Annotated in this window: 7 protein-coding genes and 4 pseudogenes; 8 read left to right on the forward strand and 3 right to left on the reverse strand. The window is 62.0% G+C overall.

All coding sequences use genetic code 11. The features are described from left to right. Positions 1–54 precede the first annotated feature (54 nt). The 3 genes and pseudogenes from AC5ZG1_RS25535 to AC5ZG1_RS25545 form a co-directional block, all read left to right on the forward strand. Positions 55–1,386, forward strand: a complete 1,332-nt coding sequence (locus tag AC5ZG1_RS25535; protein ID WP_456646416.1) for an MFS transporter — start codon at positions 55–57, stop codon at positions 1,384–1,386. 59 nt (positions 1,387–1,445) lie between these two features. After that, positions 1,446–2,897, forward strand: a complete 1,452-nt coding sequence (locus AC5ZG1_RS25540; RefSeq protein WP_496134401.1) for an aldehyde dehydrogenase family protein — start codon at positions 1,446–1,448, stop codon at positions 2,895–2,897. 49 nt (positions 2,898–2,946) lie between these two features. After that, positions 2,947–3,096: pseudogene (locus AC5ZG1_RS25545) on the forward strand (LabA-like NYN domain-containing protein); the annotation flags it as partial. A gap of 76 nt (positions 3,097–3,172) precedes the next feature. On the opposite strand, the pseudogene AC5ZG1_RS25550 reads toward AC5ZG1_RS25545, so the two are convergent. Beyond that, positions 3,173–4,722: pseudogene (locus AC5ZG1_RS25550) on the reverse strand (acyl-CoA synthetase). A gap of 5 nt (positions 4,723–4,727) precedes the next feature. After that, entirely contained in the window at positions 4,728–5,462 is a 735-nt protein-coding gene (locus AC5ZG1_RS25555; RefSeq protein ID WP_496134402.1) for a TetR/AcrR family transcriptional regulator, read from the reverse strand. A 121-nt stretch (positions 5,463–5,583) separates the two neighbouring features. Here AC5ZG1_RS25555 and AC5ZG1_RS25560 point away from each other — a divergent pair. The 3 genes and pseudogenes from AC5ZG1_RS25560 (at position 5,584) to AC5ZG1_RS25570 (ending at position 8,774) form a co-directional block, all read left to right on the forward strand. After that, positions 5,584–6,733: pseudogene (locus AC5ZG1_RS25560) on the forward strand (lipid-transfer protein). A gap of 25 nt (positions 6,734–6,758) precedes the next feature. After that, a pseudogene (locus tag AC5ZG1_RS25565) lies at positions 6,759–7,366 on the forward strand (acyl-CoA dehydrogenase family protein); the annotation flags it as partial. A gap of 205 nt (positions 7,367–7,571) precedes the next feature. Further along, entirely contained in the window at positions 7,572–8,774 is a 1,203-nt protein-coding gene (locus AC5ZG1_RS25570; protein ID WP_456646412.1) for an oxalate decarboxylase family bicupin, read from the forward strand. 103 nt (positions 8,775–8,877) lie between these two features. Here AC5ZG1_RS25570 and AC5ZG1_RS25575 read toward each other — a convergent pair whose 3' ends face one another. Continuing rightward, positions 8,878–9,171: a hypothetical protein gene (locus AC5ZG1_RS25575; protein WP_496134403.1), complete on the reverse strand. Its 294-nt coding sequence runs from the start codon at positions 9,169–9,171 to the stop codon at positions 8,878–8,880. Between the two features lie 525 nt (positions 9,172–9,696). Here AC5ZG1_RS25575 and AC5ZG1_RS25580 point away from each other — a divergent pair. Together AC5ZG1_RS25580 and AC5ZG1_RS25585 are read left to right on the forward strand one after the other, a co-directional pair. Then, positions 9,697–10,038, forward strand: a complete 342-nt coding sequence (locus AC5ZG1_RS25580) for a copper resistance CopC family protein (RefSeq protein WP_456646410.1) — start codon at positions 9,697–9,699, stop codon at positions 10,036–10,038. A 2-nt stretch (positions 10,039–10,040) separates the two neighbouring features. Beyond that, positions 10,041–11,696 carry a CopD family protein gene (locus AC5ZG1_RS25585; protein ID WP_496134404.1) on the forward strand — a complete coding sequence of 552 codons (1,656 nt, stop codon included), beginning with the start codon at positions 10,041–10,043 and terminating at the stop codon, positions 11,694–11,696. Positions 11,697–11,834: the final 138 nt, after the last annotated feature.

Genomic DNA, 11,834 nt, shown 5'->3' on the forward strand with positions numbered 1-11,834 from the left:
CAACGCCGCGGACGGCGGTCAGCCGCCGCGGCAATCTTCGACGGGGAGGGAAATATGGCTGAGATGGACGTGTCCGTCGCGAACGTGCGGACGTCGGCAGACAATCGACAGATGGTCAACGCGATCATTGCCTCGGTGCTCGGCTGGGCGCTCGATCTTTTTGATTTGTTCATTCTGCTCTATGTCGCGCCGGTTGTCGGCGCATTGTTCTTTCCATCGAGCAATACGGCGCTGTCGCTGGCCGCAGTGTATGGATCGTTCGCCGTCACGCTCCTGATGCGGCCGCTCGGCTCGGCCGTCTTCGGCCATTATGCCGATGTGCACGGACGCAAGCGCGCCATGCTGGTCGCAATTTTCGGTGTCGGCATCAGCACGGCTGCCTTCGGCTTGCTGCCGACGATCGCCCAGGTCGGCGTGATCGCGCCAATCATCTTCCTGATCCTGCGCCTGGTGCAGGGCGTCTTCGTCGGCGGAGTGGTGGCGTCGACCCATACCATCGGCACGGAATCTGTGCCGGCAAATTGGCGCGGGGCGATGTCCGGCCTGGTGGGTGGCGGCGGCGCCGGGATCGGCGCGTTGCTGGCGTCGTTCGTGTTCCTGATCACCTCCTCGATCTTTCCCGGTGAAGCCTTCGCGGAGTGGGGCTGGCGCGTGATGTTCTTCTCCGGCCTGCTGAGCTCTTTGCTCGGCTGGTTCATCTTCAAGAACCTCGAGGAATCGCCTTACTTCAAGGAACTGAAGCGGCAGCAGAAGACACGTAAGGCAGAGGCGTCCAAGGCTCCGGTTAAGGAGATTTTTTCAGGAGAGTACCGCAGGATCCTGCTGCTCAATATCCTGATCACGTTCGGCGGCGGAGCGGGCTATTATCTGACCTCCGGATATCTTCCGAGCTTCTTGAAGATCATCAACGCGGTCCCGAACCAGACCTCGTCGCTGATTCTGATGGGCGCCAGCGTCTCGTCGTTCTTCTCGGCGGTTCTGATCGGATCGCTGAGCGACAAGATCGGGCGGAAGAAGACCTTTCTCCTGGTCGGGGCAGGTGCCATCGTGCTGCTTCCGCTGTGCTATCTGGGCCTTGCCGCGGCGAAGGACATCACGCAGATCACGCTCTATGCGCTGGCGATCGCCTTCATCGGCAATGCCGGCTATGCACCGGTGCTGATCTTCCTGAACGAGCGCTTCCCGACGGCTGTGCGCGCCAGCGGTACAGGGCTGTCCTGGAACATCGGCTTTGCGCTCGGCGGCATGATGCCGACCTTCGTGTCGCTGGTGAGTGCCGGCGCCGCGCAGATTCCGACATCGCTCGCCATCTTCTCGGTTGCGGTCTTCGCGATCTACCTGATCGGGGCAATCGTGATCCCGGAGACCAAGGGCGACTTCAAGTGAGGACTAGTGGCGGCGTGGTCGGGCCGCGTCGCCACGATCGAAAGTTAGGTTCGGATATTATGTCTCATCATGCTCTCAATCTGATCGACGGCGTCTGGCAACCGGCATCCTCCGGTGAAACGGTGCCGAGCATTGATCCTTCCAATCAGGCGGTGGTCGGCCGCGTCGAGGCCGGCGGAAGGAAAGACGCGGAAGCGGCGGTATCGGCCGCACGCGGCGCTTTCGAGCGCGCGGGCTGGTCGCAGAATCCGCGGCTTCGCCAGCTGGTCATGCTGAGATGGGCGGACCGGATGGAGCAGCGCGGCGCGGAACTGGCGCGCCTTCTCACGCTGGAGAACGGAAAGCCGCTTGCGCAGTCGCGCGGCGAGATCGAGGGCAGCGTCTCGGAGATACGTTACTACGCGGGATTGACGCGTCATATCCCCGGACACGTTCTCGAGGTCGAACCGGGTACGTTCTCCACGATGCTGAAAGAGCCGGCAGGCGTCGCCGGCCTGATCATCCCGTGGAACGCACCCGCGGTGTTGCTTATCCGCGCATTGACGCCGGCCCTTGCCGCCGGGTGCACGGCGGTGATCAAGCCCGCGCCGCAGACGGCATTGGTTACTGCCGAGATCATCAAGTGCCTTAGCGACGTCGAGCAGCTTCCTGCCGGCGTCGTCAATCTCGTCAACGAGCAGGGGCACGAGGTGGCGGAATATCTCGTCACTTCGCCCGAAGTCGACGTGCTCAGCTTTACCGGCTCGAACGCGACCGGGCAACGCATCATGGCTGCGGCTGCGCCGACCATGAAGAAACTGTCGCTTGAGCTCGGCGGGAAGTCGGCCTGTCTCGTCTTTGAAGATGCAGATATCGCGACCGTGGCACCAAAGCTCGCTGCCGCTGCGACCATCATCTCCGGACAGCAATGTACGGCGGCGCGGCGTGTTCTGGTACATGCGTCGCGTTATGAGGAGATGAAGGCAGCGCTGCGGTCCTCTCTCACAAACCTGAAAATCGGCTCCGGCCTGTCGGCAGAGACGAACATGGGTCCGTTGATCGATGCGGCGTCGCTTGCCGCAGTCTCGCACAGGATCGACGATGCGATGGCTGCAGCGGACGAGGTTGTCCTGCGTGGCGGACGGCCGAACGGAGATCTGGCCAAGGGATTCTTTCTGACGCCGACGCTGGTTGCGCATCGCGATACTTCGGGATTCTTCGTGCAGGAGGAGATCTTCGGCCCGTTTGTCGTTCTGGAGAGGTTCGAGGACGAGCAGGAGGCGGTTGTCCGCGCCAATCACAGCGAATACGGCCTCTCTGCCAGCGTCTGGACCCACGATGGCGCGCGCGCGATGCGCGTCGCACGCGCTTTGCGCAATGGCACGGTGTGGATTAACGACCATAACAGGCTGTTTGCCGAAGCGGAAACCGGTGGATACCGCCGCAGCGGACTAGGCCGGCTGCACGGTTACGATGGGCTGATCGACTTCCTTGAGATCAAGCACATCTATCAGAACTGCGGCACTGTCTAGCCAGCGGCCGCTACTGACGCCTATCGGTGACCGGCAGGTAGCGCGTCACGCGCTGGTCGAAGCCGTACAGCGCCGTGGCGTGCGCGCGACAGTGGTATCCACCATCAAGAGTCATCCGTCCATGGTCGCTGACGAGTTGCGTCGTCAGGCTGACGTTTTTCAGGACCTCGATGAGATGAGAGCTTTGGTCGGCCGCGACTAGTATGAGCGCCCCGCTCAACGGGAGCCCGCGGAGCGACCGGCCCAGTCCGATCGATTCCGATCAACCGAGGGAGTCAGTTTACACGGCGCTCGCGGTTGTCCCAGAACGGCTTGCGCAGCTCGCGCTTCAGCACCTTGCCGGCGCCGGAAAGCGGCAGAGGCGCCTCGGTGATCTCGATGCTTCGCGGGCATTTGTAGCCCGCGATCAGCGTCTTGGTGAACTCGATCAGCTCGCCGGCGGAGACTTCGACGCCGCTGCGCTGACCACGACCGCATGGACCTGCTCGCCCCACTGTTCGCTCGGGATGCCGATGACCGCGCATTGCAGCACCGAGGGATGCTGCGCCAGCGCATTCTCGACCTCGATCGAATAGACGTTCTCGCCGCCGGAGATGATCATGTCCTTCACGCGGTCGACCACATAGATGAAGCCGTCCTCGTCCACATAGCCGCCGTCGCCGGTGTGCATCCAGCCATCGACGATGGCTCGCGCGGTTTCCTCGGGCCGTTCCCAATAGCCCATCATCACGTTGTCGCCGCGCACGACGATCTCGCCGACATTGCCCGAAGGCACCGGCTGGTCGTTCTCGTCGACGATACGTACTTCGCAGCCAAGGGTGGCGCGGCCCGCGCCGCGGTGGCGACCCTTCTTGCGTCCCTCGCCGATATGCTCCTTCCAGTGCAGAAGCGTCGCGATCGGCGACAGTTCGGTCATGCCGTAGGCCTGCGTGAACTGAACATGCGGCAGCGCCCGCGCCGCGCGGTCAAGCACCGCCTCGCTGATCGGCGATGCGCCATAGACGATGTTCTTGAGCGAGGACAGGTCATAGCTGCCGATCGCCGCGTGATCGACCAGCATCTGGATCATGGTCGGCACCAGCAGCACATCGGTGACACAATGGCTCTGGATCGCGGCCGCAACGGCGTCGGGCGTAAAGCCCTGGATGATCACATTGGAGCCGCCGGAGAGGAGCAGCGAATACATCGCCGCTCCGTTGGCGAGATGGAACATCGGTGCGGCATGCAGATAGACCGAGCTTGCCGGAAACAGCCGTTCACCGAGCGCATTGAGGGCATTCGCCATCAGATTATGGTGGCTGAGCATCACGCCCTTGGAGCGCCCCGTGGTGCCGCCGGTGTAGAAGATGCCGGCGAGATCCTTGCTCTCGCGCATGCTGTCGGCGACCGGCTCGCTCCTCGCGATGACGGCCTCATAGCTCTCGGTGCCCGATGGCGCATCGCCATCGTCGGCAAAGATCAGCTTTAGTCCCGGGATCGCCTTCGCGAGCTGCGCGCCGGTCGGCGCAAACGCCTTGTCGACGAACAGGACGCTGGCGCGGCAGTCGCGCAGTGCATCCTCATTCTCCAGCGCGCTCCAGCGGATGTTGAGCGGCACGATCACCGCGCCCGCCCAGCCGACCGCGAGATAGAGCTCGAGATAGCGGTCGGAATTGAGCGACAGCACCGCGACGCGATCGCCATCGGCGACGCCGCGCGCCCGCAAGCCTCCGGCGAGGCGCGCGACCCGTTCTCCCACGACGCGCCAGGTGCGTCGTCGCTCGCGGCATACAGTGGCCAGTCCATTCGGGTTGATCTGCAGCGCCCGCCGCAATCCGTGGGTGATGTTCTTTAAGACGCTCCTCCTGTGCGTTTCTTCCCTGGTGCCTTGCGCCTTGTTTCGCGCCGCAAGGGCGCGCTCGGCGTCTTTTGTTTTGAGTTGTGATTGGGAATTGCGACCGCAGCCAAGCCCTCGGTCAGCCGGGCCGTGAATTCGTCGGCGATGTCGGTCGGCGACGATGTGCCGTCGCGCCGGTACCAGTGCCCGATCCAGTTCAGCGCGCCCGCGATTGCGAATGCGGCAAGCTTCGGATCGCAGCGCTTGATCGAGCCGTCGGCGATGCCGCTCGAAATATGCTTGCGGAACGTCGCATCGATGCGTTTCTTGGCGGCCCGCGCGATACCGGCGTCCTTCTCGGCAAGATCGCGCAGGTCGAAGCGCACCAGGCTCGCGCCGAAATCGGTCGCCATCAATTCCGCATAGGCATGCACCAGCTTGCGCAGCTTGGTGAGGCCTGAACCACCGCCGGCATTGATCTCGGTGATGACGCTGTCGACGAGATCTGCGCCCATCGACCAGCATTCGAACAGGATCTCGTGCTTGCCGCGGAAGTAATTGTAGAGCGCGGGCTTGGTGATGTTCAGCCGCTCGGCGACGTCATTCAATGTCGCGCGGTGATAGCCCTGCTCCAGGAAAAGCTGCACCGCCGTGCGTAGCACCGCCTCGCGCTTCTCGTCGCGGACGCGGCGCCGGCTTTCGAATGGCAGCCAGGGGGAAGACGGCAGGGCGGGGGATCCTGAATCCATGCTCGGACGCGTTGACTCCAGGTGACGGCAGGCTGTAATCTTACCCATGGGTAAGAAAAAGTCCAATGGGTAATTTATTCGGAGGAAAGCGAGGTCCGAGGTAATTGTCGCCGGTGTCGGCATGATCCCCTTCGCCAAGCCGGGCGCCAGTGCGCCCTATCATGCGATGGGTGCGGAGGCGACGAAGCTGGCGGGCCGATGCGGGGCTCGACTACAGCGCGATCCAGCAGGCCTATGTCGGCTACGTCTATGGTGATTCCACCTGCGGGCAGCGCGCGCTCTATCAGGTCGGAATGACCGGCATTCCGATCTTCAACATCAACAACAACTGCTCGACCGGCTCGACCGCGCTGTTCATGGCGCGGCAGATGATCGAAAGCGGCGCAGCGGATTGCGTGCTGGCGGTTGGCTTCGAGCAGATGAAGCCCGGCGCGCTCGGCAGCGTCTACACCGACCGCCCGAGCGCGTTCGAGGAATTCGACGCGGCGGCGGACCGGTTGATCGACGCGCCCGGCATTCCGCTCGCGCTGCGCTATTTCGGCGGGGCGGGCCTTGCCTACATGCAGAAATACGGCACGCCGCTCGACGCTTTTGCCAAGGTGCGCGCGAAAGCGAGCCGCCATGCGGCGAACAACCCGCTAGCGATCTTCCGCAAGGAGGTCACCGCTGATGCCGTGATGAACGATCAGGTGATCTGGCCTGGGGTGATGACGCGCTTGATGGCCTGTCCCCCGACCTGCGGTGGCGCGGCGGCGGTGCTGGTGTCGGATCGGTTCGCCGACAAGCACGGCATTGCCAGGACGGTGCGGATCGCCGCACAGGCCATGACAACCGACACGCCCTCGACCTTCGGCGCCGGCGACATGATGCGCCTGGTCGGCTACGACATGGCGTGCGCGGCAGCAAAGCGCGTCTACGATAGCGCGGGCATCGGGCCTGAAGATCTCGACGTGGTCGAACTGCACGACTGCTTTGCCCACAATGAGCTGATCACCTATGAGGCGTTAGGGCTCTGCGGCGAGGGCGAGGCGGCGAAGTTCATCGACGACGGCGACAACACCTATGGCGGCCGGATCGTGACCAATCCCTCCGGCGGGCTGTTGTCCAAGGGCCATCCACTCGGCGCTACGGGTCTTGCACAGTGCTACGAGCTGACGCGGCAGCTACGCGGCATGGCCGGCCCGACGCAAGTCGAGGGCGCAAAGCTAGCGCTGCAGCATAATCTCGGCCTCGGCGGCGCCTGCGTCGTCACGCTCTATCAGAGAAATTGATACCGACTATGGTCGATCAATCCGCGCCAAGGGCATTTCGTTGATCGTGGTCGAGACCGCGGGTGCGGCTGGCTACCGGCGCGGACGCAACCTCGACAAGATCGGGCTACACGCCTCCGATACGTCGGAACTGTTCTTCGACAATGTCACCGTGCCGCCGGAAAACCTCCTCGGGCCCGAGGAAGGTCAAGGCTTTGTGCAACTGATGCAGCAATTGCCGCAGGAGCGGCTGGCGCTCGCAGTCGGGGCCGTCGCCTCGATGGAGCGTGCGGTCAAGCTGACCTCGGATTATACCAAGCAGCGGACTGCGTTCGGCAAGTCGCTCCTGGATTTCCAGAACACCCCTTCAAGCTCGCCGAGCGCAAGACGGAGGCGATGATCGCGCGCATTTTCGTCGACTGGTGTATCGAGCGCCTGATCACCAAGGACCTCGATAGCGTCACCGCTTCGATGGCCAAGTGGTGGTGCTCGCAAAAGCAGGTCGAAACCGCCGACGAATGTCTGCAACTGCACGGCGGCTACGGCTACATGCAGGAATACCCGATCTCCCGCATGTTCGTGGATTCGCGGATCCAGAAGATCTACGGCGGCACCAACGAGATCATGAAGCTCTTGATCGCGCGGTCGTTGTAGCAATTCCGCCGCCGCTGCAAACGACCGCGCTCCGGCGCCGGCGGCGGTGACGAAGCCACGGCGGTGAATGCCTTTCCGCTGCGGCATGCCCTTCTCCTCGCGTGAATGTCACCGCAACCTTCTGCGAGCGCTTCGGTTGCTAATTGAGGATAGGCGAGTTCGTACGCTTGCCAGTTCCCAACCCAGCTACGCGAAGGGAGCTATCATGGACATTTTGGATCGACGAACGCTGATTGCGGCGGCCGCCGCCTGTGGCGCGACCGCCGCGGCCGCAGCAAAGAATAGCAACGAACCGCTCATTGGCGCTAAAGGAGCGCCAATCATTGGCCCCCGGAATGTCGAGCGGGAGCAGCAAAACCCCGATATTCTCCGCCCGCCGTCCACCGATCACGGCTCGATACCAAATCTGCGCTTCTCCTTCGCAGACGCACACATGAAAATTCGAGAAGGCGGCTGGTCTCGCGAGGTAACGGTAAGGGAGTTGCCGGTAGCGACCACCATGGCCGGTGTTAACATGCGTTTGAAGTCGGGCGCGGTGCGCGAGCTGCACTGGCACAAGCCGGCAGAATGGGCATTCATGCTCGCCGGCCGAGCCAGGATTACCGCTGTCGATAATGACGGGCATAACTTCATCTCCGATGTGAAGGCGGGAGATCTCTGGTATTTTCCGTCAGGCATTCCCCACTCCATTCAGGGCTTGCCGGAAGATGGCTGTGAATTCCTGCTGGCCTTTCCTGACGGAAGCTTCTCCGAAGACAGCACTTTCGCGATTACTGATCTGTTTGCTCATACGGACCGGGGCGTGCTTGCGAAGAACCTGAAGCTGGACGCAAAGCAACTGGATCAGATTCCGACAGAGGAACTGTTCATCTTCCAGTCCGATCCACCTCCGCCAATCGACGCCGACCGTATCGAAGATTCCCTCGGAGGTGTTCCGCAGGACATGGCGTTCAGGTTAATGGAGCAGCAGCCCACGATCTCCCCCGGAGGGCGAGTGCGGATCGCTGACACGCGCAACTTCCCGATCTCCACAGATGTTGCCGCGGCGCATGTAGAAGTCGACCCAGGTCACATGAGGGAGATTCACTGGCATCCCAACGCGGACGAGTGGCAGTTCTACATCTCCGGTAAAGCGCGGATGACGGTCTTCGCTGCCGAGGGCAATGCGCGCACCTTCGATTATCAGGCCGGCGATGTCGGATATGTGCCCAAGTCGATGAGCCACTTCGTCGAGAACACCGGCGGTGAGCCCCTGCAGTTCCTCGAGCTGTTTAGGTCGCCGAGATTCATGGATGTATCTCTGGCTCAGTGGATGGCCCTGACGCCGCATGAGTTGGTCGAAGCGCACCTCAAGATCGATCGTTCGGCTCTCGAGGCAATTCGCAAGGACAAGCAGCCGGTGATCTGAAGGCGCGGAGCATCAAAGCCAGGGCAAAGTTATCGTTGCCTTCTTGCGAGGTACGAGCGAGAGAATGGCGTAGGGGCGGCGATGCGCAACAATGTGTGTGGCCCTACCTGATCTGCGATTGAAACTGGCGATGCTTGAACGCCGTCAGCGCGACGACGATCGCACAGCACAGCGCGTTGAAGCCATTGGTCAAGGCCATGGTGATGTCTCCGAGATTGGAGAAGGAGTAGACGGCCGTTGATCCGTTCGCTGCAATCCAGAGAAACCACGTCGAATAGGAAATGGCTGAGGCACCATTGGTATCTTGCGCGATTTTGTAGATCTGCGGCAGATAGGAAATGAGCCGCAAAGCGCTGAAGATGGCGAACAGGTAGTACGCTATATCCGAAGACGTCATTCGTGCACCCGGCTCTTGTTCGATCTCAACGAGAGCTCTTCATGAACGCTCGGCCCCGCTTTGCGGTGCGCCGCTCGTCGATCGCTGTACTTTCGAAATTTTAGCCAACTCTGCTACCGGATCATGACGTGCTGCAGACTGAGCGGCTACATCGGTAACCGAGACGCACCGCCGCTTAAGGTGCGCGATACATCCTGCGCGCAGCGGCGTCGCGCTAGCCGTCTTCAAGGCCGCAGATGCCGGGGTGGAATGCGCTTGACATAACAAAACTATGCCGTATCATTTTTGGGGATCTGGGATGATGAGCGGAGCTTCCCGTCCAATCGGCTTGGCGCTCCTTGCTAGGCTCACGCGGTCTTTACCCATAACCAGTGGATAGTTGAAGCCGAATTCAGCCAGCACATGGTCAACTGCGATATTGAGCTGGTTCGTACAGTCACGTCAGTGACCAGGTCACGAGAACCGCTGAATGATTACCTGCATTCTCCTCAACAATAGCCGCCGCGCGTGAGACTCGGAATTCCATTGCCGTTTTCGGTGCTGCTCCTTGTTTTGCTTTCTCTCCAGGAGGCCATCGCGCACGCCATCGTGATCAAGTCGTCGCCCGCGGCTGACGCGGTTGTGCCTGCTGGCAATGTGCCTGTTCATCTGCAGTTCAATAGTCGGATTGATCGCGATCGTTCGAAAGTGATGCTGATCGGCGCTGGTGGGACAGAGCAGCGGCTCGCACCGGCGGCCGATTCGCCATCCGACGCGCTGGATGCGGAGGCAAAAGGTCTCAGCCCTGGTGCTTGGCGTCTGCGCTGGCAGGTGCTGAGCGTCGACGGGCACATCACGCGCGGCGATATTCGGTTCACCGTGCGATAGCCGTGTCGCTCTTTCTCGACATATTCGGCTACCTGTCCGTCGTTCTGCGGGGTCTGATTCTCACGAGCCAGACTTTCACGCTCGGCACGCTTGCCTTCCTGCTTGTGCTGCTGCAACCGCTCCAGCCCTGGCTTTCCGTCGAGAGCGCCGAGATTGGCAGCCACTGCCGGACATTTCTTGTTATCAGCTCCTTCCTCCTGGGCATCTTCACGCTTTGCTCGCTCGTACTTAACGCGCTCGCGCTTGTCGGCACGCTCGAGCTGTCGTGGGCGGAGGCGGCCGGGGCCGGTTTCGTACGAGCGGACCTCGTGATCGCCGCTTGCGCCTTCCTCATTGCTCTCCTCGCAAGGAGGTCGTGGACAACGTCACGACTTCTCTTTCTTGTCGGCCTCGCCGCCGTGATCTTGATCGCGCAGCTTTCGGTCACTCACGCGGCGAGTCGTCTCGAACTGCGATGGCCCTACCTCGTCGCGGGCGGGCTGCACATGCTCGGTGCCGCGGTCTGGATCGGAGGCCTGCCTTGCTTCCTGATTGCGCTCAACCTCTGTCAAGATCCCGTTGGCTGGAAGCTGATCGGGCGGCGCTATTCGGTGATGTCGATGGCATCAGTGGGCGCCATCCTCGTCGGCGGCACCGTGATGTCGATCGGCTATATCGGCTCCTTCGAGGCGATCTACGGCACCGCCTATGGCGTCATGACAAGCGCGAAGGTCTGTCTGCTGCTGATGCTGCTCGCCCTGGGCGCCTTCAACTTCTTCACCGTCGACCGGCTGCGCCGCGATGCGTCAACACCGATCCTCCGACTGAAGCGGTTCGCCGAAGTGGAAATCGGCATCGGTGCGGCTGTGCTCTTTGCCGCCGCCTCCCTGACGTCGCTGCCGCCGGGCATCGATCTGGCGCAGGACCGGGTGAGCTGGTCCGAGATCGTCGAGCGGTTCACGCCGCAATTCCCGATCCGCCTGTCAAGCCCTGATTACGACAAGCTCACCGTCGCGGAATTGCAGGCGAAAATTGCTGCGGCTGATGCGCAGCGGACAACGGCACCGCTGGCCTATGTCCCAGGCGAAGGCACGATCCTGCCCCGCAATGCCGCGGATGTCGCCTGGTCGGAATTCAACCACCATTGGGCGGGGATTTTCGTCGTCCTCATCGGCCTTCTCGCCCTGATCCAGCATTTTCGTTGGGGCCGGTGGGCAAGGCACTGGCCGCTGCTTTTTCTGGCGATGGCAACGTTTCTGTTCTTCCGTGCCGACGAGGCGGCGTGGCCGCTCGGACAGTTCGGCTTTTTCGAATCGCTGCGTGATCCCGAGATCGCACAGCATCGCATCTTCGTGTTGCTGATCGTCGTGTTTGGTCTGTTCGAGTGGCGCGTGCAGGTCGGCGGGCTCAGGAACAGCAAGGCGGCGCTGGTGTTTCCTCTGACCACCGCGATCGGCGGCGCACTGCTGCTCACCCATTCCCATGCCATCGCTAACATCAAGGACCAGCTCCTGATCGAGATGAGCCACACGCCGCTGGCGCTATGCGGAATCCTCGCCGGATGGGCGCGCTGGCTGGAGCTCCGTCTCGACGGCAAGGCAAGCCGCATCGCCTCTTGGATCTGGCCCGTGGCATTCATCCTGGTCGGGCTGATCCTGCTCGATTATCGGGAGGCTTGACCCAAACGTCGGTTAACGTTTCGCGGCCATCGGTTGCTTGGCAAGGCGCCGTGTTCGAATAGACTAGACCTAACTAAGATGACTTGACGCCGCAGCATCGGCCGGGGAGTTGTCTTGCAAACTGGGTCTCGCGGGACG

It is taken from the genome of Bradyrhizobium sp. Leo78, assembly GCF_059512425.1.